This is a genomic window from Pseudomonas sp. NPDC090755 (genome assembly GCF_044769005.1).
In the GTDB taxonomy this organism is placed as follows: Bacteria; Pseudomonadota; Gammaproteobacteria; order Pseudomonadales; family Pseudomonadaceae; genus Aquipseudomonas.
Genome location: NZ_JBIVXC010000003.1, coordinates 88,393 through 107,551, shown reverse-complemented (window position 1 = coordinate 107,551; position 19,159 = coordinate 88,393). Strand labels below are relative to the sequence as shown.

Sequence of the window (19,159 nt, the reverse complement as noted above, 5' to 3'; positions counted from 1 at the left end):
GCTGCCCTGACTGTCCGAGATTTTTCATATGCCCGTTTTAGCCTGGTCCACCATCGATACCGTGTTGCTGGACATGGACGGTACCCTGCTCGACCTGCATTTCGACAACCACTTCTGGCTCGAACACCTGCCCCGGCGCTACGCCGAACTGCACGGCACCAGCCTGGCCATGGCCGAGCTTGAGATGCAGCCCTTGTTCGAGCAACACGCCGGCTCCCTGAACTGGTACTGCCTGGACTTCTGGAGCCGCGAGCTGAACCTGTCGGTGCGCGACCTGAAGCTGGAAATCGCTCACCTGATCGCCCTGCGCCCGGACGCCGACACCTTCCTGCAGGCGATCAGGAACGCCGGCAAGCGGGTGATCCTGATCACCAACGCCCACCGCGATTCGCTGTCGTTGAAACTGGAGAAAGTGGAGCTTGCGCCCTACTTCGAGCGCCTGATCAGCTCCCACGACTACGGATTCCCCAAGGAGAACCCGCAGTTCTGGGAAGCCTTGAAAGCCGATATCGGCTTTGAACCTGGCCGTAGCCTGTTCATCGACGACACCCTGGCGATACTGCGCAGCGCCCGCGATTTCGGCGTGGCGCACCTGCTTGCGGTGCGCCAGCCGGACAGCCGCAAAGGGCCGCGTGATACCCAGGAGTTCGCCGCCGTGGAGGACTACCGGGCGCTGCTCGAAGGGCTCTCTGGGTCACTCGGGAATGCGTAGGGACTGGCCCGGGTAGATCTTGTCCGGATGCTTGAGCATCGGTTTGTTAGCTTCAAAGATCTTGTTGTACTGGTTGGCATTGCCATAGACAGCCAGAGAGATGGCACTGAGAGTGTCACCCTTTTTCACCACGACAAAGCGCGCAGCGGCGGCGATCGGCCCGGTTACCGTGATCTGGTCGTCCACCGTAGCGACACCGGCAATGTTGCCCAGCGCCAGGAGGATTTTTTCTTTTTCTTCCTGGCTGGCCACTTCACCGGTGACCGTCACCTTGTCGCCATCGACCGTGGCCTTGATGTTGGGATTACCGAGGCCAACCGCCTCCACATGCTGTTGCAACTGCTCGCTGGCATTGGCATTACCCGGGGTCAGCAGGTCGATGATCTTTTCGCCGGCCTCTTTGATGAAGCTGAAAATGCTCATACCGCTCTCCTTGGTTGTGAAACTCGGAGCCAAGAGTCTAGGACAGGTTAGAATGCTTCGCCTGCTAGCGCCGTGGATCGACGATGGACATCAAACAACTCAAATTCCTCATCGCCCTGGACGAAACCCGCCACTTCGGCCAGGCCGCCGCCCGTTGCCATGTCACCCAGCCGACCCTGTCGATGCGCCTGCGCAACCTGGAGCAGGAACTGGACCTGGCCCTGGTCAACCGCGGCCAGCGCTTCGAAGGCTTTACCGCACAGGGTGAACGGGTACTGGCCTGGGCCCGCTCGGTGCTGGCCGCCTACGACGGCCTGCACGCTGAAGCGGCGGCCTGTCGCGGCCACCTGGTCGGCAACCTGCGCCTGGGCGTGGTGCCCTTGTCGAGCTTCGATCCCCTGCCGTTGCTGCGGCGCCTGCGCCAGCAACACCCGGACCTGAGCTTCGAGCTCAGTGCCCTGAGCTCCGAACAGATCCTCGACCAACTGACCAGCAATCGCCTGGACCTTGGCGTGTCTTACCTCGATCGCCTGGACAACGAACGCTTTCTGGCCCTGCCCCTGGGCGAGACGCGCATGGGCCTGTTGTATGACCCGGATCACTTTGCCTTCGACGAACAGCCCTTAAGCTGGCAAGCACTGACCGAGCTGCCGCTGGGCCTGCTGACCGTCGGCATGCACTTTCGTCAGTCGATCGATCACAACTTCCACAGCCGCGGCCTGCAACCACGGTTGCTGTTGCAGACCGATGCCGTCCATCAGTTGGTGCAGTCGGTGAGCGGCGGGCTGTGTTGCGCGATCATGCCCCTGGCGGCGGGGTTCGATGCGCTGACCGAAGGCCTGCGCCTGCAACCGATCGAACAGGCCAGCACCCTGGCGCCACTGGGCCTGATCATGCGCCGCACGGCGCCGCGTTCGGCCCTGGCCGAAGCGTGCCTGGCAGAATTCCAGGCACTGCAAGGCGACGCCTGATCGACGCGGTCTATCAAGGCATCAGCATTAGCGATTAGACGATACCCGAGCGCAAGCCTAGGCTTAAACCAGACCAGCCGCCGGTATCTCTGATGAGCACAAAACCTTCGGCCTGCGCGGCGTCCGCCCCCCTGACTGCGCCCGCGGCCAGCAACCGCTATGAGTACAACCACCTGACCGACGACAGCCAGACCAGCACCGCGCTGGCCGAGGAAGTCGCCCTGGCCATTGCCTACAACGGCATCAACCAGGCAGTGATGCTGGTGAGCCCTACCGACCTTGAAGACTTCATCGTCGGCTTCAGCCTCGGCAGCGGCGTGATTACCTCGCCGGACGATATCTATGACCTGAAGCTTAGCAGCCGCGGCTCGGCCATCAGCGCCGAAGTGGAGATCGCCAGCCGGGCCTTCTGGAACCTGAAGAACCAGCGGCGGCAACTGGCCGGCACCAGCGGCTGCGGCCTGTGCGGTGTCGAAGCCCTGGAGCAGGCACTGCCGGAATTGAACGTACTACCGGGCGCCCCCCTGCCGCCTGCGCACTGGCTCGACGGCCTGCGCCAGCGCATCGACGCCTTCCAGCCCCTGGGCCAGCACTGCGGTGCGGTGCATGCGGCGCTGTTCATGAACGACCAGGGCGAACTGCTGCTGGGCCGTGAAGACATTGGCCGGCACAACGCCCTGGACAAGCTGATCGGTGCCTTGCTGCGCCAACACATCAGCCTCGACGGCGGCCTGGCGATCGTCACCAGTCGCTGCAGCCTGGAGCTGATCCAGAAAGTCCTGCGCGCCGGCATCCAGACCCTGGTCAGCCTGTCGTCACCCACGGGCCTGGCCCTGCAATGGGCGCGCCGGCACAACCTCAACCTGATCCATCTGCCCAAACACAGTGCGCCACGGGTGTTCAGCCCCGTGCTGGAGAACCGATCGTGAGCCTGCATCACCAAGCCGACCAGAAGCCCGTTCCGCGCTACAAGCCTTATCATGGTGCCGCCGGCGGCTGGGGTGCGCTGCGCAGCGTGGCCCAGGCCTGGATCGGCAGCGACAACGCCCTGAAGAACATCCGCGCCCTGCTCAAGACCAACCAGAACGGCGGTTTTGACTGCCCCGGCTGCGCCTGGGGCGACTCGCCGGAAAGCGGCATGGTCAAGTTCTGCGAGAACGGCGCCAAGGCAGTGAACTGGGAAGCGACCAAGCGCCGTGTGGATGCTGCGTTCTTCGCCCGTCACAGCGTCACCTCGCTGTTGGCCCAGAGCGACTACTGGCTCGAATACCAGGGCCGGCTGACCGAGCCGATGGTCTATGAGCCGAGCACCGACCGCTACCGTCCGATCGACTGGGACGCTGCCTTCGCCCTGATCGCCAGTCACCTGCGCAACCTCGAAAGCCCCGACCAGGCCGAGTTCTACACCTCGGGCCGGGCCAGCAACGAGGCCGCCTACCTCTATCAGCTGTTCGTGCGCGCCTATGGCACCAACAACTTCCCCGACTGCTCGAACATGTGCCACGAGGCCAGCGGTGTGGCCCTGGGGCAGAGTGTCGGGGTCGGCAAGGGCACAGTGACCTTCGATGATTTCGAACACGCCGATGCGATTTTCGTCTGGGGCCAGAACCCCGGCACCAACCATCCGCGCATGCTCGAACCCCTGCGCGAGGCGGTCAAGCGCGGCGCCCAGGTGGTGTGCATCAACCCGCTCAAGGAACGTGGCCTGGAGCGCTTCCAGCACCCACAGCATCCGCTGGAGATGCTGACCAACGGCGACCGCCCGACCAACACTGCGTACTTCCGCCCGGCCCTGGGAGGCGACATGGCGGTGCTGCGCGGCATGGCCAAGTTCCTCCTGCAATGGGAACGCGAAGCCCAGGCCAGCAACGCACCGGCGGTGTTCGACCACGAGTTCCTCAATCAGCACACCCATGGCGTGCTCGACTACCTGACAACGGTCGACAACACACCCTGGGAACAGATCAAGAGCCAGTCAGGCCTGGAACTTGCGCAGATCGAGCAAGCCGCGCGGATGTACTGCAAGGCGAAGAAAGTGATCATGTGCTGGGCCATGGGCATTACCCAGCACCGCCATTCGGTGGCGACCATCCAGGAAATCGCCAACCTCATGCTGCTGCGCGGCAACCTCGGCGTGCCGGGTGCCGGCCTGTGCCCGGTGCGCGGCCACAGCAACGTCCAGGGCGACCGGACCATGGGCATCAACGAGCGTCCGCCGGTGGCCCTGCTCGATTCGCTGGAGCGCCGCTTCGGCTTCAAGGTGCCCCGCCACAATGGCCACAACACCGTGGAAGCCATCGGCGCCATGCTCGCAGGCCAGGCCAAGGTGTTCATCGGCCTTGGCGGCAACTTCGCCCAGGCAACCCCCGATACCGAACGCACCGCCCAGGCCCTGCGCAGCTGTGACCTGACCGTGCAGGTCAGCACCAAGCTCAACCGCAGCCACCTGATTCACGGCAAGCAGGCGCTGATCCTGCCGTGCCTGGGGCGCACCGACATCGACTTGCAAGACGAAGGCCCGCAGGCGGTCACGGTGGAAGATTCGTTCAGCATGGTGCATGCCTCCAACGGCCAGTTGCAGCCATTGTCGCGGCAGATGCGCTCGGAGCCAGCGGTGATCGCCGGTATCGCCGCCGCCACGCTGGGCGCCAGTCCGGTGGACTGGAACTGGCTGGTGGCAGACTACGGGCGCATCCGCGACCTGATCAGCGAGACCATTGCGGGTTTCGACAACTTCAATCAGCGCCTGCAGCACCCCGGAGGTTTCTACCTGGGCAGCAGCGCCGGCCAGCGCCAGTGGAAGACCGCCAGCGGCCGGGCCAACTTCAAGGCCAACGGCCTGCCCGACGACCTGCTGCACGAACGCGTGCGTGCCACCGGCCAGGTGCCGGACCTGATCATGCAGTCGATGCGCTCCCACGACCAGTACAACACCACCATCTACGGCCTCGATGACCGTTATCGCGGGGTCAAGGGCCAGCGCAACGTGCTGTTCGCCAATGAGGCCGACATCATCCGCCTGGGCTTCCACCCGGGGCAGAAGGCCGATATCGTCTCCTTGTGGAGCGATGGCCGTGAACGCCGGGTCAAGGGCTTCACCCTGCTGGCGTTCGATATCCCGGCCGGCCAGGCCGCGGCGTACTACCCGGAAGTGAATCCGCTGGTGCCGCTGGAGAGCGTCGGCGACGGCAGCCACACACCGACGTCAAAATTCGTCGCGATCAAACTGGAAGCTGCCAGCGACAACGCCCGCATCCTCTGACAGAATCCGCTTTCCGACACCCATGAAAAAAGGCCCTGGCAGCGATGCCGGGGCCTTGTCTCAAGTAAGCTCTGACAGCGTAAAATCGATAAAGTTTCACCGAAAAAACAGTAACTTAGAGAATTGTGTGCAAGTCGTGCTACTCGTCGGATTTCCGTTGCCAGCCCCCCTCGCCAGCCTCAGGATCGCCTCGTCATCCCTTTGAGGCTCTCTTGATGAAGTACTCCTCGATTCTGTTGTTGTCTCTCGGCCTGCTCAGTGGCGTTGCCTCGGCAGGTGGCACCACCGAAGCCGGTATTGGCGGCGCATTGGGTGGGGTACTGGGCTCAGTGGTCGGTAATTCCATCGGCGGCAGCACGGGCTCGACGATCGGTGCAGGCCTGGGCGGCGCAGCCGGCAGTGCGGTCGGTGCCAACAAGCACCAGCGTGGCGAAGCCGCGATCGGCGGCGCCCTGGGCGCTGCGGGCGGTAACGCGATTGGCCGCAATGTGGGCGGTACCACCGGCGGCTACATGGGTGCAGCCGCAGGCGGTGGCGCCGGTGGTGCCCTGGGTAGCTACTTGGGCAAGAAAGCCGATGAAGACGACTATGACGACGACCGCCGCTACCGTCGCGGTTACGACGACCGTCGTTACTACCACGACCGTGGCCACCACTACGGCCATCGCAAGCACAAGCGTCACTGGCGCCACCGCTAAGCGCGGCAGGGCACTCGCCAGCCTTCCTGCCGCGACTCAGCCCTGCAGGCGCAGCAACGCCGCCTGCAGCGCCTGCGGCAGCGTCACGGGCCTCCCAGAGGCCCGTTCGACGAACACCTGCACCACTTTGCCAGCCGCACACGGCTGCGTCTCTCCCACCTGAAACAATCCCAGCTGATACTCCACCGTACTGCCTGCCAGGCGCGCCACCCGCAACCCGACTTCCAGGGTCTCGGGGAATGCCGGCAAGGCGAAGAAATCCGCCGCCGAACTGACGACAAAACCCAGCACCTCACCTTCCTGGGGATCGAGTCCGGCTTGCTGCAGGAAGGCCTGGATAGTCGTGTCGAAATAGGCGTACACCGTGGCGCCGGCGATATGGCCATTGGCGTCGGCGTCTTGCCAGCGGGTGAGGATAGGTTGCCGGTGGGGGTAATCCTGGCGTTGGGGTGTTTCGGACATGGTGGGCCTATAGCACGGGATGCAATGCCTCGTAGCTTCCCATAAATATCCGAAGTTGGCGCGGTGACCTCATCGCGGGGCAAGCCCGCTCCTACCGGAAATAAAAAAGCCGCCCCAAGGGGCGGCTTTTTCGTCTCTCGCAGGCTTCAGCTTACAGCTGTGGACCAGCAGCCTTGATGGCGTCGGAGACTTCGAACTTCTTGAAGTTCTCGATGAACAGCTTGGCCAGGCCCTTGGCTGCTTCATCGTAGGCCGCTTGGTCAGCCCAGGTGTTGCGTGGGTTAAGCAGGACGGTTTCAACGCCAGGAACGGCTTTTGGCACGTCCAGGTTGATGATGTCCAGGTGCTCGGTCTCGGCACCGACCAGTGCGCCGCTCTGGATCGCAGCGATCACGGCACGGGTGGTCGGGATGTTGAAGCGCTTGCCGACGCCGTAGCCACCGCCGGTCCAGCCGGTGTTGACCAGGTAGACCTTGGAGCCGAAACCGTTGATGCGCTTGATCAGCAGCTCAGCGTACTCGCCAGCCGGACGCGGGAAGAACGGCGCGCCGAAGCAGGTGGAGAAGGTCGACTTGATGCCGCCGCCCGAACCCATTTCGGTGGAACCGACCAGCGCGGTGTAGCCGGACAGGAAGTGGTAGGCCGCCTGCTCGTTGTTCAGGATCGACACTGGCGGCAGCACGCCGGTCAGGTCGCAGGTCAGGAAGATGACCGCATTCGGCTCGCCACCCAGGTTGGCTTCGGCGCGCTTGGCAACGTGCTCCAGCGGGTAGGCGGCGCGGCTGTTCTGGGTCAGGCTGACATCGGTGTAGTCGGCGTGCTTGGCGTCGTCGATGATGACGTTTTCCAGGACCGCGCCGTGCTTGATGGCTTTCCAGATGACCGGCTCGTTCTTCTCGGACAGGTCGATGCACTTGGCGTAGCAGCCGCCTTCCATGTTGAAGACAACGCCTTCGCCCCAACCGTGTTCGTCGTCACCGATCAGGTAACGGCTCTCGTCGGCCGACAGGGTGGTCTTGCCGGTGCCCGACAGACCGAAGAACAGGGTTACATCACCTTCTTCGCCAATGTTGGCGGCGCAGTGCATTGGCAGCACGTCAACAGCCGGCAGCAGGAAGTTCTGTACCGAGAACATGGCTTTCTTCATCTCGCCGGCGTAGCGCATGCCAGCGATCAGGACCTTCTTCTGGGCGAAGTTGAGGATCACGCAGCCATCGGAATTGGTGCCGTCACGCTCTGGCACGCACTCGAAGTTGGCGACGTTGAGGATCTGCCACTCACCACGGTCTGCAGGGTTGTACTTGCCCGGCTCCGGGTTGATGAACAGGCAACGACCGAACAGGTTCTGCCAGGCAGTCTGGGTGGTCATCTTCACCGGCAGGTAGTGCTCGGCGGCAGCACCTACGTGAACGTAGGAGACGAAATGCTCCTGGGCGTTGTTGAACGCTTCGACGCGGTCCCACAGGGCATCGAACTTGTCGGCCGGGAACTTGCGGTTGATCGGGCCCCAGGCGATGGCGTCCTGAGTGGACGGTTCTTCGACGATGAAACGGTCAACCGGCGAACGACCGGTACGATGACCGGTTTTCACGACCAGCGCGCCAGTATCGGCCAGTTCGCCCTCACCGCGGTTCAGCGCTTCTTTTACCAGCTCATCGACGCTCAGGTCGGTGTAGACGGTGTTGTTGGCTTGCGTCATGAGATTCCCCATCCGGCCTTGGGCCGAGTGCTCCAAACGTTTTGTAGTAGAGCTTTTAAAACTACTACAGCGAAAAAAGTGGCCGGATTATGCCAGAAACGCCCAAAAAAAGTAGAGCCCTCCTGTCAGAACGGCGATTTTCCGGCGTTAGACAGGAGATTTACCTGTGATGAAACGTTTTAGTGCCGAGTATCTGAGGGTGCGTTGACACCGCCACCGGCGAACAATTGCTCAATATCGGCCGCATCGAACTCGTAGCGCTGGTTGCAGAACTGGCAATCGACCTCGATCTTGCCGCCATGTTCATTGACCAGCGCCAGGGCATCATGTTCACCCAGGCTGACCAGCGCATTGCCGGAGCGCTCCCGCGAGCAGCTGCAGCGGAAGTGCAGCGGCTGGATGTCGAACAGGCGCACGGCGTCCTCATGGTAGAGACGATGCAGTACGGTCTCGTTGTCCAGGCCAAGCAGTTCTTCGGCCTTCACGGTGTTGGCCAGGGCCTTGACGTGGTTCCAGCTTTCCTCGCGCTCTTCGATGTCCTTCTGGCGGTCGGCAGGCAGTTGCTGCACCAGCAGGCCACGGGCACGAATGCCGTCGGCGGCCAGCGAGATGCAGGTGTTCACCTGCTGCGACATGACGAAGTAGTTGGTGAAGCACTCCGACAAGTCCTTGCCGTCCAGCTCCACCGTGCCCTGGTAGCGCTGACCATTGACCGGAATGATGGTCAGGACCAGGTGCCCGCCCGGCATCAGGTCGGCGAGGGTCGCATCATCCTTGATCTGCTCGGCCTGATAGCGTGCCAGACCGCGGATTTCATGCTCGCTGGTGCATTCGATGGCCAGCAGTGGCACCGGCCCGCTCGACTGTGCCTGAAGGATCAACAGGCCATCGAACTTCAGGGTGCCGACCAGCAGCGCGGCCGCCGCCATCAGCTCGCCGAGCAACTGCGCGACGGGCTGCGGGTAGGGGTGCTTGGCCAGCACTTCGGCGTAGCTGCGCTCCAGTCCGACCATTTCACCGCGGACATCACGGTCGTCGAAGAGGAAGCGTTGGGTGTAATCGGTATCCGGTAATTCAGACATGGGGTCGGGTATTCGCGTAAATGAGTTAATGGCGCCTAGTTTATCAGCGCGCCCCGCGCCCGTTAACCGGCGCTGTCATGAAGCTGGTGGAGCTGGCGTCGTTGTTTCTTGGTTGGCCGACCATCGGTCGTCACGCCCAGTGCGCCCGCCTTGCGCAGGGCCGCAGCCTTCTCGCGCCGCTCGATACTCTCGGCGGTTTCCTCATACAGCGTCTGGGCCTCGGGCGCACCGCGACGCACCACCGACAGCGCCCGGACAACCACCGTGCGCTCATCGAAGCCGGTGCGCAAGACGAATTCGTCGCCCACCCGCGGTTCCTTGCCCGGCTTGCAGCGTTCACCGCGACAATGCACCTTGCCACTTTCGATGGCCGCCTTGGCCAGCGCACGGGTCTTGTAGAAACGTGCTGCCCACAGCCATTTGTCCAGGCGGACCTTGTCGTCCTCTTCCTGCTTTTGTGCCATGACATTTCCCCGCTTAATTTCGTTAACGGAACTGTACTACCGTATCTGGCGGATGCAAAAAACCTGCGGCGTGCTTACAGTTCACCGACCTGTCGTGCATGCCGGTCCCGGCCTTGCGACTTTCTACGCTGGTTGAGCAATTTGAAGACATTTGACCATTTGACTGTGATCGGCCTGCGTGAGTGGGTAGCCCTACCCGACCTCGGCGTGGCAGGCCTGCGCGCCAAGATCGACACCGGTGCCAGCACCTCGAGCCTGCACGCCACCGAAGTCGAAACCTTCGAGCGTGATGGCGAGCCCTGGGTGCGCTTCAATGCCCACCTGGGCTCGGTGGTGCAGTTGCGCCACCGCCGCTGCGAAGCGCCGCTGGTGACCATGAAGACCATCAAGAGCTCCAACGGCCAGGCCCAGACCCGCTACGTGATCCGCACGCCCCTGGCGCTGGGAGACCGGGTCTGGGAGGTGGAATTCACCCTGGCTTGCCGCAAGGCCATGCGTTATCGCCTGTTGTTGGGCTCCAAAGCCCTGGTCCATGGCCAGTTGGTGGTCAACCCGGGGCTCAAGTACGTTCAGGACAAGCCGGCATTCCCGGCCACTATTTCTCCTTCCACAGGTGTTGCATGAAGATCGCCGTGCTGTCGCGTAACCCGCGTCTGTATTCCACTCGTCGCCTGGTTGAGGCCGGTACCGCACGAGGCCATGAGATGGTTGTGATCGATACCCTGCGCGCCTATATGAACATTGCCAGTCACAAGCCGCAGATCCACTACCGCGGCAAGCCGCTCGAAGGCTTTGACGCAGTGATACCGCGCATCGGTGCCTCGGTGACCTTCTACGGCTGCGCCGTGCTGCGCCAGTTCGAGATGATGGGGGTGTTCCCGCTTAACGAATCGGTCGCCATCGCCCGCTCCCGTGACAAGCTGCGCTCGCTGCAGCTGCTGTCACGCCGTGGCATCGGCCTGCCGGTGACGGGCTTCGCCCATTCGCCGGACGACATCCCCGACCTGATCCAGATGGTCAACGGCGCCCCGCTGGTGATCAAGGTGCTCGAAGGCACCCAGGGCATCGGCGTGGTCCTGTGCGAAACCACCAAGGCTGCCGAGTCGGTGATCGAGGCGTTCATGGGCCTGAAGCAGAACATCATGGTCCAGGAATACATCAAGGAAGCCGGCGGCGCCGATATCCGCTGCTTCGTGGTCGGTGACAAGGTCATTGCCTCGATGAAGCGCCAGGCCAAGCCCGGCGAGTTCCGCTCCAACCTGCATCGCGGCGGGGTGGCCAGCCTGATCAAGGTCACCCCCGAAGAGCGCATGACCGCCATCCGTGCAGCCAAGGTCATGGGCCTGAGCGTGGCAGGCGTGGATATCCTGCGCTCCAATCACGGCCCGCTGGTGATGGAGGTGAACTCTTCGCCGGGCCTGGAAGGCATCGAGACCACCACCGGCAAGGATGTTGCCGGGATGATCATCGAACACCTGGAGAAGAACGGCGGGCCAAACCTGACCCGCACCAAAGGCAAGGGCTAGACCGCGTCGCGCGGCAGCAACAGCCCCAGTGGCAGGCGCACCCGGGCTTCCAGCCCGCCGCCGGAGCGGTTGCGCAACTCGACGTTACCACCATGCTGGGCGGCGATACGCTTGACGATCGCAAGGCCCAGCCCCGTGCCCTTGCCGCTGCGGGCGCGGTCACCACGAATGAACGGGTTGAAGATGCCTTCCAGCTCGTTCGGATCGATGCCCGCCCCCCGGTCCAGCACACTGAGCACCACGTAGGGCGCGCTGGTGTCGCCCGACACATAGGCCGCCACCTCGACGCCCTTGCCGGCGTGATACAAGGCATTGCCGATCAGGTTGTTCAGCAGGCGCTTGAGCGACACCCGCCGCAAGGGGAACGGCGGAATCGGCTCAAGGCACAGGCGCACCCGTTCCTCGGGCTGGTTGAACGGCGCCACCACCTCCCGGACCAGGTCGCTGAGGTCGACCTGTTCCACCGGCTCGTCACGGCCATCGCGGATGAAGGCGAGGAACTGGTCGAGGATGGCGTCCATGTCTTCGATGTCGCGGACCATGTCTTCGGTCAGGTCGTTGTCATTGGGCATGAGCGATAACGACAGGCGCAAGCGGGTCAACGGCGTGCGCAGGTCATGGGAAACCCCGGCCAGCATCAGCTCGCGCTCGCGCCCGGCCTGCTCTACGTCTTCAGCCATCTGGTTGAAGGCGCGGTAGACCTCGGTCATCTCGCTTGGCGTATCGCTGATCGGCAACCGGACGCTACGCCCCTGCCCCAGCTGCCGGGCGGCGAACACCAGGCGCTTGAGCGGCTGGTTGAGTTGGCGAACGAAGATCCAGGCCGACGCAGTGGACAACAAGCCAATGGCCAGGAACCAGCCCAGCACGCTCCAGATCTTCTGGCCGCGCAGCGGATGCGGGTACAACGGCACCTTCAGCCAGCCGTCCCCCAGGCTCGGCGCGCGGACCCACAGGGCCGGTGGCGCATGGATACGCAGGCGCACCTCGGTATCGGCACCCAGCTCGGCCTGCATCTGGCGCTGGTAGATTTCGCTGTAGGGCCAGTGCTGTTCACCCTCCGGCACGCCCGACCCCACCACCCTGATCAGGCCAGCAGCCTCGGCGATCTTGTCCCGGTCGGACTCGTCCGCCGCCCAGTAGGCGCGTAGGGTGAGGGCCACGCCGTGACTGTACTGCCGATCGACCAGCACATCCTCGTTCATCAGCAGGTAGACCAGGGTCAGCGCCTTGGAAAACAGCACGACGATCAGCACCAGCCAGAGGGTGCGGGCGAAGAAGCTTTGCGGGAACCACAGGGGCGTTTTCATCGACAACGGCTACACACTGTACGGGGACGAGCAGGGCTCGCAGGCTTTGTGGACTGCCACACAGGCAAAAACAGGGTAACCCTGAGGACCACCCTGTTCGCAGTGACCGGCGCCTACAAACGAAATATCACTTGCTGGCATTGCCATCCGGCACGAAGACGTAACCGACACCCCAGACCGTCTGGATGTAGCGCGGCTTGGACGGGTCCGGTTCGATCATGCGGCGCAGACGGGAAATCTGTACGTCGATGGAACGCTCCAGCGCATCCCACTCGCGGCCACGGGCCAGGTTCATCAGCTTGTCGCGGGTCAACGGCTCGCGAGCATGCATGACCAGCGCCTTGAGCACGGCGAATTCGCCGGTGGTGAGCATGTGCACTTCTTCGCCGCGCTTGAGTTCGCGGGTGGCCAGTGACAGCTCGTAGTCGCCGAAGGTGACGGTCTCGTCCTCGCTGCCCGGTGCGCCCGGTACCGCCGGTGCCTGGCGGCGCAGTACCGCCTTGACCCGGGCGACCAGTTCATCGGGGTTGAAGGGTTTGGCCAGGTAATCGTCGGCGCCCAGTTCCAGGCCCTTGATCCGGCTCAGCTCGTCGCCCTTGGCGGTGAGCATGATGATCGGCACCTGGTTGTTCGCCGCACGCAGGCGACGGCAGGCGGACAGGCCGTCTTCGCCCGGCAGCATCAGGTCGAGGACCACCAGATTGAATACTTCACGGGCCAGCAGGCGGTCCATCTGCTCGACATTGGGCACGGAGCGGGCGCGGTAGCCCTTGCTGGTGAAGAAACGTTCCAGCAGGCTGCTCAGGCCCGGGTCGTCGTCGACGATGAGAATTTTTTCGCCTTCAGTGGTTTGTGCAGTGCTGCTCATGGATAGCTCCTCTAATCTCGGCACGCATTATGGCTTAGCCGCCATTGACCGTGCCGTGTGCATTGTTAGCAGATTTTTCCCCATGTGCCAGTTCTGCCTGGCTTCAAGCTGGCGTGCTGCCATCACCGCAACCCCGGTCGGCTGGGTATAATGCGCCGCTTTCAGCCAGTGCCGCATTGCCCCGAAGCGCCCTCCGGCGCCCGCCCGCGGCCTTTTGCAATCACAATTTGCCAGGTGGTTTTATGGACAGCATCAACAGCCGCATCGCCGAGGAACTCGGCGTCCGCCCGCAACAGGTCGAAGCGGCCGTGGCCCTGCTCGACGAAGGCTCGACCGTGCCTTTTATCGCCCGTTACCGCAAAGAAGTGACCGGCAGCCTGGACGACACCCAGCTGCGTCATCTGGAAGAGCGCCTGCGCTACCTGCGCGAACTGGACGAACGCCGCGCCAGCATCCTGGCCAGCATCGAAGAGCAAGGCAAGCTGACCCCGGAGTTGGCCCGCGAGATCAAACTGGCCGATACCAAGACCCGCCTCGAAGACCTGTACCTGCCGTACAAGCAAAAGCGCCGCACCAAGGGCCAGATCGCCCTGGAGGCCGGCCTTGGCGAACTGGCCGACGGCCTGATGAACGACCCGCAGCTGAGCCCTGAAACCGAAGCCGCCCGCTTCGTCGATGCCGAGAAGGGCGTCGCCGACATCAAGGCCGCCCTCGAAGGCGCCAAGTACATCCTCATGGAGCGCTTCGCCGAAGACGCCAGCCTGCTCGACAAGCTGCGCAGCTTCCTCAAGCAGGAGGCCGTGCTCAGCGCCCGCCTGGTGGCCGGCAAGGAAGAGGAAGGCGCCAAGTTCCGCGACTACTTCGAGCACGACGAGTTGCTCAAGAGCGTGCCGTCACACCGCGCCCTGGCCATTTTCCGTGGCCGCAACGAAGGTGTCCTGGCCGCTACCCTGAAAGTCGGCGAAGAACTGCCGGGTACCCTGCACCCGTGCGAACTGATGATTGCCGAGCGTTTTGGCCTGCAGAACCGCAACCGCCCGGCCGACAAGTGGCTGGCCGAAGTGGTGCGCTGGACCTGGAAGGTCAAGCTCTACAGCCACCTGGAAACCGACCTGTTCGGCGAGCTGCGCGACAACGCCGAAAGCGAGGCGATCAACGTCTTCGCCCATAACCTGCACGACCTGCTGCTGGCCGCACCGGCCGGCCCGCGTGCCACCCTGGGCCTGGACCCGGGCCTGCGCACCGGCTGCAAGGTGGCGGTGGTGGATGCCACCGGCAAGCTGCTCGACACCGCCACCGTCTACCCCCATGTGCCGAAAAACCAGTGGGACCAGACCATCGCCGTGCTGGCCGCGCTGTGCGCCAAGCACTCGGTCGAGCTGATCGCCATCGGCAACGGCACCGCCAGCCGTGAGACCGACAAGCTGGCCGCCGAGTTGATCAAGAAATACCCGGCACTGAAGATGACCAAGATCATGGTCTCCGAGGCCGGTGCCTCGGTGTACTCGGCCTCCGAGCTGGCAGCCCGGGAGTTCCCGGACCTGGACGTGTCGATCCGTGGCGCGGTTTCCATCGCCCGCCGCCTGCAGGACCCGCTGGCCGAACTGGTGAAGATCGACCCGAAATCCATTGGTGTCGGCCAATACCAGCACGACGTGTCCCAGCTCAAGCTGGCACGCGGCCTGGATGCCGTGGTCGAGGACTGCGTGAACGCCGTCGGCGTCGACGTCAACACCGCCTCGGTGGCCCTGCTGGCGCGCATCTCCGGCCTCAACAGCACCCTGGCGCAGAACATCGTGGCCCACCGTGACGCCAACGGCGCGTTCAAGACCCGTGCGGCGCTGAAAAAAGTCAGCCGCCTGGGCGAAAAAACCTTCGAACAGGCCGCCGGCTTCCTGCGTGTGATGAACGGCGACAACCCGCTGGACGCCTCGGCAGTGCACCCTGAGGCCTACCCGCTGGTGCAGCGCATCGCCGCCGAAACCGACCGCGACATCCGTTCGCTGATCGGCGACAGCGGTTTCCTCAAGCGCCTGGACCCGAAGAAGTTCACCGACGAAACCTTCGGCCTGCCGACCGTCACCGACATCCTCCAGGAACTGGACAAACCCGGTCGCGACCCCCGTCCGGAGTTCAAGACCGCCGAATTCCAGGAAGGCGTCGAAGACCTCAAGGACCTGCAACTGGGGATGATCCTCGAAGGCGTGGTCACCAACGTGACCAACTTCGGTGCCTTCGTCGACATCGGCGTACACCAGGATGGTCTGGTGCACATTTCGGCGCTGTCGGAGAAGTTCATCAAGGACCCGCGTGAAGCGGTCAAGGCCGGCGACGTGGTCAAGGTCAAGGTCATGGAAGTCGACATCCCGCGCAAACGCGTAGGCCTGTCGATGCGCATGAGCGACACCCCGGGCGAGAAGATCGATGGTGCCCGTGGCAGCCGTCCGGGTTCGGCGCCGCGCCAGCAGAGCGCACCGGCCCGCGCCAAGGAAACCCCGGCGCCGTCCAACAACGCCATGGCGGCGCTGTTCGCCAACGCCAAGCAGTTGAAGAAGAAGTGATGGAGATCCCGCCAGAGGTTGTCCTCAGCACCTTCAGCCAGCTGCTCGGCTGCCGTCTGCAACGCCTGGAAGCGGGCGTTGCAGAAATGACCCTGGCCATGGCGCCGCACCTGCACAACCGGGGCGGCAAGCTGCATGGCGGTGCGATCTTCAGCCTGGTGGACACTGCCATGGGCATGGCGTGCTCCAGTGCCCATGGTTTCGACCAGCAGAGCGTGACCCTGGAGTGCAAGATCAACTACCTGCGCTCCGTCGGTGAAGGCGAAGTGTTGTGCATCGCCCGGGTGCTGCATGCCGGACGCCGCACCCTGGTGGTCGACGCCGATGTACTCCAGGGCGACAAGTTGGTGGCAAAAGCCCAGGGAACCTTCGCCGTCCTCTAGCCGCAAACAGGCAAATTGCGATACTTTCGGCAGAGCGCAGGCACTGCCGAAAGCCGGCCGACACCAGGCGACAACGCCAGTTCCTCTGTCCACCCTTGTAGACCGTCAACTCTACCCCCATATTGGGGCGACTGACGCGTGAAGGAATCCATCTTGAGCGAACTTCTCAACCGCCGCCTGAGCCTGCTCGGCCAGGGCGACAACCTCTCCCTGCTCAAGCAGTGCCTGCACGGCATCGAGCGCGAATGCCTGCGTGTGACCGAGGACGGTCGCCTGGCCCAGACCCCGCACCCCGAAGCCCTGGGTTCGGCGTTGACCCACGAGCAGATCACCACGGACTACTCGGAGTCGCTGCTGGAGTTCATCACCCCGGCCCTGCCCGACCCGGCGCAGACCCTCGCCAGCCTGGAGAACATCCACCGCTTCGCCTACACCAAGCTGGGCAGCGAGTACCTGTGGAGCCCGTCGATGCCCTGCCCGCTGCCGGCCGAGGAGGACATTCCGATCGCCGAGTACGGCACCTCCAACATCGGTCAGCTCAAGTACGTCTACCGCAAGGGCCTGGCCCTGCGTTACGGCCGCACCATGCAGTGCATCGCCGGGATTCACTACAACTTCTCGCTGCCGGAAAAACTCTGGCCGCTGCTGCGTGTCGCCGAAGGCAGCAACCTGGAAGACCGCGACTACCAGTCGGCGGCCTACATCGCCCTGATCCGCAACTTCCGCCGCTACAGCTGGTTGCTGATGTACCTGTTCGGCGCCTCGCCTGCACTGGACGCCGGCTTCCTGCGCGGTCGGCCGCACCAGCTTGAGCAATTCGACGCCGACACCCTGTATTTGCCCTACGCCACCAGCCTGCGCATGAGCGACCTGGGTTACCAGAGCAACGCCCAGGCGGGCCTGACGCCCTGCTACAACGACCTCACCAGCTACACCGACAGCCTGCGCAAGGCCGTGGCCACGCCCTACGCGCCCTATGTCGAGGTCGGTACGCACAAGGATGGCGAGTGGGTGCAGCTGAACACCAACATCCTGCAGATCGAAAACGAGTACTACTCCAACATCCGCCCAAAGCGCGTGACCTACAGCGGCGAACGGCCGATCCAGGCGCTGATGGCCCGCGGCATCCAGTACGTCGAAGTACGCTGCCTGGACATCAACCCCTTCCTGCCGACCGGTATCGAGCTGCCCGAAGCCCGTTTCCTCGACGCCTTCCTGCTGTTCTGCGCCCTGGAAGAAAGCCCGCTGCTCGGTTACCTGGAGTGCGGCAACTGCACCGGCAACTTCCTCAGTGTGGTCAAGGAAGGTCGCCGCCCTGGCCTGCAGCTGCAGCGCCACGGCAAGCCGGTGGAGCTCAAGCAGTGGGCCGACGAACTGCTCGAACGTATCGCGCCACTGGCAGAGCTGCTCGACCGCAGCCTGGGCGGTGACGAACATGCCAAGGCCCTGCAGTTGCAGAAGGCCAAGGTCAGCGACCCGTCCCTGACGCCATCGGCCCAGGTACTGGCGAGCATGAAGGAGCACAACGAAAGCTTCAGCCGCTTCGCCCTGCGCCAGAGCCAGGCCCATGCCGAATTCTTCCGCAGCCAGGCAATGCCTGCGGACGAGCAACAGCGTTTCGAGACAGCGGCGCGCGAATCCCTGGAGGCCCAGGCCAAGCTTGAGCGTGAGGAGAACAAGGCCGACTTCGACTTGTTCGTCAGCGCCTACCAGGCCAGCATCCTGGCGATCAGTAACTGATGAGCCGCGTACAGAGCGCCCGCAAGCCCCGCGCCAGCAGCCAGGCCCGGATCGACTCGATCCTGGCCGCGGCGCGTGCGCTGCTGGCCGACGAAGGCGTGGCCAGCCTGTCGATCTACAGCGTGGCCGAACGGGCGCAGATACCGCCGTCGTCGGTCTATCACTTCTTCGCCAGCGTGCCGGCCCTGCTCGAAGCCCTGACCGCTGATGTACACAGTGCGTTTCGCGCGTGCCTGCAAGCGCCGATCGAGACCTCGCAGCTGAACACCTGGCACGACCTCTCGCGCCTGGTCGAGCAGCGCATGCTGAGTATCTACAACCAGGATGCCGCAGCCCGCCAGCTGATCCTTGCTCAACACGGCCTGAGCGAAGTGACCCAGGCCGACCGCCAGCATGACATCGAACTGGGTGACCTGATGCACAAGGTATTCGCCCAGCATTTCCAGCTACCGGTACTACCGCAGGATGTCGATGTGTTCGCCCTGGCCATGGAGCTGGGTGACCGGGTCTATGCGCGCTCGGTGCAGTTGCACGGGCAGATCACGGCACGCATGGCCGAGGAAGGGATGCGGGTGTTCGATGCGTATCTGGGGTTGTACCTGCCGCCGTTTTTGCCTAAACGCTGACCCGCTATCGCCGTGTAGCCGCTGCCGAGGAACGAGGCTGCGATCGACTGCGCAGCAGTCGCAATTGGACTTTGCGGCCGCTGCGCGCCCGATCGCAGCCTGACGGCAGCGGCTACAAAGCGATGGCATCATCGCCAATCAAAGCTTGGCAATCGACACCTCGGTGGACTTCACGAAGGCAATCACCTCACTGCCAATGGTCAGCTCCAGCTCGCGTACCGAGCGGGTGGTGATCACTGACGTGACGATGCCCGAGGCGGTCTGCACATCGATTTCAGACAACACCGGGCCTTCGAGGATTTCCTTCACGGTGCCCTTGAACTGGTTACGCACGTTGATCGCTTTGATGGTCATCTGCTTGCTTCCTTTTTT

19 protein-coding genes are annotated in these 19,159 nt (G+C 63.6%); 11 read left to right on the top strand and 8 right to left on the bottom strand.

Features of this window, described 5'->3' with window-relative positions; translation table 11 throughout:
* Positions 1–28 precede the first annotated feature (28 nt).
* Positions 29–712: a GMP/IMP nucleotidase gene (gene yrfG / locus ACIQUS_RS07410; RefSeq protein ID WP_403044919.1), complete on the top strand. Its 684-nt coding sequence runs from the start codon at positions 29–31 to the stop codon at positions 710–712.
* Here the strand turns inward: yrfG and lysM are convergent.
* Positions 695–1,135 carry a peptidoglycan-binding protein LysM gene (gene lysM, locus ACIQUS_RS07405; RefSeq protein WP_403044916.1) on the bottom strand — a complete coding sequence of 147 codons (441 nt, stop codon included), beginning with the start codon at positions 1,133–1,135 and terminating at the stop codon, positions 695–697. The genes yrfG and lysM overlap by 18 nt on opposite strands.
* An 83-nt stretch (positions 1,136–1,218) precedes the next feature.
* Between lysM and ACIQUS_RS07400 the strand changes: the two genes are divergently transcribed.
* From ACIQUS_RS07400 to ACIQUS_RS07385, 4 genes are all read left to right on the top strand, one after another.
* Positions 1,219–2,106: a LysR family transcriptional regulator gene (locus ACIQUS_RS07400; RefSeq protein ID WP_403044913.1), complete on the top strand. Its 888-nt coding sequence runs from the start codon at positions 1,219–1,221 to the stop codon at positions 2,104–2,106.
* Between the two features lie 92 nt (positions 2,107–2,198).
* Positions 2,199–3,035 carry a formate dehydrogenase accessory sulfurtransferase FdhD gene (fdhD, locus tag ACIQUS_RS07395; RefSeq protein WP_403044910.1) on the top strand — a complete coding sequence of 279 codons (837 nt, stop codon included), beginning with the start codon at positions 2,199–2,201 and terminating at the stop codon, positions 3,033–3,035.
* On the top strand, positions 3,032–5,368 hold the full coding sequence (locus ACIQUS_RS07390) for an FdhF/YdeP family oxidoreductase (protein ID WP_403044908.1): 2,337 nt from the start codon (positions 3,032–3,034) through the stop codon (positions 5,366–5,368). The genes fdhD and ACIQUS_RS07390 overlap by 4 nt, the downstream gene beginning before the upstream one ends.
* Positions 5,369–5,580: 212 nt before the next feature.
* A complete protein-coding gene (locus ACIQUS_RS07385; RefSeq protein WP_403044905.1) occupies positions 5,581–6,066 on the top strand; it encodes a glycine zipper domain-containing protein in 486 nt (161 codons plus the stop codon).
* A 36-nt stretch (positions 6,067–6,102) separates the two neighbouring features.
* On the opposite strand, the gene ACIQUS_RS07380 is transcribed toward ACIQUS_RS07385, so the two are convergent.
* The 4 genes from ACIQUS_RS07380 to ACIQUS_RS07365 form a co-directional block, all read right to left on the bottom strand.
* Positions 6,103–6,528, bottom strand: a complete 426-nt coding sequence (locus tag ACIQUS_RS07380) for an acyl-CoA thioesterase (RefSeq protein WP_403044902.1) — start codon at positions 6,526–6,528, stop codon at positions 6,103–6,105.
* Positions 6,529–6,679: 151 nt separating this feature from the next.
* Positions 6,680–8,227 carry a phosphoenolpyruvate carboxykinase gene (locus ACIQUS_RS07375; RefSeq protein WP_403044899.1) on the bottom strand — a complete coding sequence of 516 codons (1,548 nt, stop codon included), beginning with the start codon at positions 8,225–8,227 and terminating at the stop codon, positions 6,680–6,682.
* A 179-nt stretch (positions 8,228–8,406) separates the two neighbouring features.
* Positions 8,407–9,309 carry an Hsp33 family molecular chaperone HslO gene (hslO, locus tag ACIQUS_RS07370; protein ID WP_403044896.1) on the bottom strand — a complete coding sequence of 301 codons (903 nt, stop codon included), beginning with the start codon at positions 9,307–9,309 and terminating at the stop codon, positions 8,407–8,409.
* Between the two features lie 62 nt (positions 9,310–9,371).
* Positions 9,372–9,773: an RNA-binding S4 domain-containing protein gene (locus ACIQUS_RS07365; protein ID WP_403044893.1), complete on the bottom strand. Its 402-nt coding sequence runs from the start codon at positions 9,771–9,773 to the stop codon at positions 9,372–9,374.
* Between the two features lie 141 nt (positions 9,774–9,914).
* Here ACIQUS_RS07365 and ACIQUS_RS07360 point away from each other — a divergent pair, with 141 nt between their 5' ends.
* Together ACIQUS_RS07360 and rimK are read left to right on the top strand one after the other, a co-directional pair.
* Complete coding sequence (locus ACIQUS_RS07360) at positions 9,915–10,397, top strand: ATP-dependent zinc protease (RefSeq protein ID WP_403044891.1); 483 nt, start codon at positions 9,915–9,917, stop codon at positions 10,395–10,397.
* Positions 10,394–11,299, top strand: coding sequence for a 30S ribosomal protein S6--L-glutamate ligase (gene rimK, locus ACIQUS_RS07355; RefSeq protein ID WP_285865269.1), 906 nt, complete (start codon positions 10,394–10,396; stop codon positions 11,297–11,299). The genes ACIQUS_RS07360 and rimK overlap by 4 nt, the downstream gene beginning before the upstream one ends.
* On the opposite strand, the gene ACIQUS_RS07350 is transcribed toward rimK, so the two are convergent.
* Together ACIQUS_RS07350 and ompR are read right to left on the bottom strand one after the other, a co-directional pair.
* Complete coding sequence (locus ACIQUS_RS07350) at positions 11,296–12,609, bottom strand: ATP-binding protein (RefSeq protein ID WP_403044888.1); 1,314 nt, start codon at positions 12,607–12,609, stop codon at positions 11,296–11,298. The genes rimK and ACIQUS_RS07350 overlap by 4 nt on opposite strands.
* A gap of 127 nt (positions 12,610–12,736) precedes the next feature.
* Positions 12,737–13,477: a two-component system response regulator OmpR gene (gene ompR, locus ACIQUS_RS07345; RefSeq protein ID WP_403044886.1), complete on the bottom strand. Its 741-nt coding sequence runs from the start codon at positions 13,475–13,477 to the stop codon at positions 12,737–12,739.
* 242 nt (positions 13,478–13,719) lie between these two features.
* On the opposite strand from ompR, the gene ACIQUS_RS07340 reads away from it, so the two are divergent.
* The 4 genes from ACIQUS_RS07340 (at position 13,720) to ACIQUS_RS07325 (ending at position 18,787) form a co-directional block, all read left to right on the top strand.
* Positions 13,720–16,038, top strand: coding sequence for a Tex family protein (locus ACIQUS_RS07340; RefSeq protein WP_403044883.1), 2,319 nt, complete (start codon positions 13,720–13,722; stop codon positions 16,036–16,038).
* Entirely contained in the window at positions 16,038–16,421 is a 384-nt protein-coding gene (locus tag ACIQUS_RS07335) for a PaaI family thioesterase (protein WP_403044881.1), read from the top strand. The genes ACIQUS_RS07340 and ACIQUS_RS07335 overlap by 1 nt, the downstream gene beginning before the upstream one ends.
* A gap of 153 nt (positions 16,422–16,574) precedes the next feature.
* The gene (gshA, locus tag ACIQUS_RS07330) at positions 16,575–18,161 is read left to right on the top strand and encodes a glutamate--cysteine ligase (protein ID WP_403044878.1); all 1,587 of its coding nucleotides are present in this window, start codon (positions 16,575–16,577) and stop codon (positions 18,159–18,161) included.
* A complete protein-coding gene (locus ACIQUS_RS07325) occupies positions 18,161–18,787 on the top strand; it encodes a TetR/AcrR family transcriptional regulator (RefSeq protein ID WP_403044875.1) in 627 nt (208 codons plus the stop codon). Before gshA ends, ACIQUS_RS07325 begins: the two co-directional genes overlap by 1 nt.
* 138 nt (positions 18,788–18,925) lie before the next feature.
* On the opposite strand, the gene ACIQUS_RS07320 is transcribed toward ACIQUS_RS07325, so the two are convergent.
* Positions 18,926–19,141, bottom strand: coding sequence for a molybdopterin-binding protein (locus ACIQUS_RS07320; protein WP_010221227.1), 216 nt, complete (start codon positions 19,139–19,141; stop codon positions 18,926–18,928).
* Between the last annotated feature and the right edge of the window lie 18 nt (positions 19,142–19,159).

What these genes read in the sequence shown, in the direction of transcription:
- yrfG (WP_403044919.1), top strand. Translation starts at nt 29, where the DNA reads ATGCCCGTTTTAGCCTGGTCCACCATCGATACCGTGTTGCTGGACATG.
- lysM (WP_403044916.1), bottom strand. Translation starts at nt 1,135, where the DNA reads ATGAGCATTTTCAGCTTCATCAAAGAGGCCGGCGAAAAGATCATCGAC.
- ACIQUS_RS07400 (WP_403044913.1), top strand. Translation starts at nt 1,219, where the DNA reads ATGGACATCAAACAACTCAAATTCCTCATCGCCCTGGACGAAACCCGC.
- fdhD (WP_403044910.1), top strand. Translation starts at nt 2,199, where the DNA reads ATGAGCACAAAACCTTCGGCCTGCGCGGCGTCCGCCCCCCTGACTGCG.
- ACIQUS_RS07380 (WP_403044902.1), bottom strand. Translation starts at nt 6,528, where the DNA reads ATGTCCGAAACACCCCAACGCCAGGATTACCCCCACCGGCAACCTATC.
- ACIQUS_RS07375 (WP_403044899.1), bottom strand. Translation starts at nt 8,227, where the DNA reads ATGACGCAAGCCAACAACACCGTCTACACCGACCTGAGCGTCGATGAG.
- hslO (WP_403044896.1), bottom strand. Translation starts at nt 9,309, where the DNA reads ATGTCTGAATTACCGGATACCGATTACACCCAACGCTTCCTCTTCGAC.
- ACIQUS_RS07365 (WP_403044893.1), bottom strand. Translation starts at nt 9,773, where the DNA reads ATGGCACAAAAGCAGGAAGAGGACGACAAGGTCCGCCTGGACAAATGG.
- rimK (WP_285865269.1), top strand. Translation starts at nt 10,394, where the DNA reads ATGAAGATCGCCGTGCTGTCGCGTAACCCGCGTCTGTATTCCACTCGT.
- ACIQUS_RS07350 (WP_403044888.1), bottom strand. Translation starts at nt 12,609, where the DNA reads ATGAAAACGCCCCTGTGGTTCCCGCAAAGCTTCTTCGCCCGCACCCTC.
- ompR (WP_403044886.1), bottom strand. Translation starts at nt 13,477, where the DNA reads ATGAGCAGCACTGCACAAACCACTGAAGGCGAAAAAATTCTCATCGTC.
- ACIQUS_RS07340 (WP_403044883.1), top strand. Translation starts at nt 13,720, where the DNA reads ATGGACAGCATCAACAGCCGCATCGCCGAGGAACTCGGCGTCCGCCCG.
- ACIQUS_RS07335 (WP_403044881.1), top strand. Translation starts at nt 16,038, where the DNA reads ATGGAGATCCCGCCAGAGGTTGTCCTCAGCACCTTCAGCCAGCTGCTC.
- ACIQUS_RS07325 (WP_403044875.1), top strand. Translation starts at nt 18,161, where the DNA reads ATGAGCCGCGTACAGAGCGCCCGCAAGCCCCGCGCCAGCAGCCAGGCC.
- ACIQUS_RS07320 (WP_010221227.1), bottom strand. Translation starts at nt 19,141, where the DNA reads ATGACCATCAAAGCGATCAACGTGCGTAACCAGTTCAAGGGCACCGTG.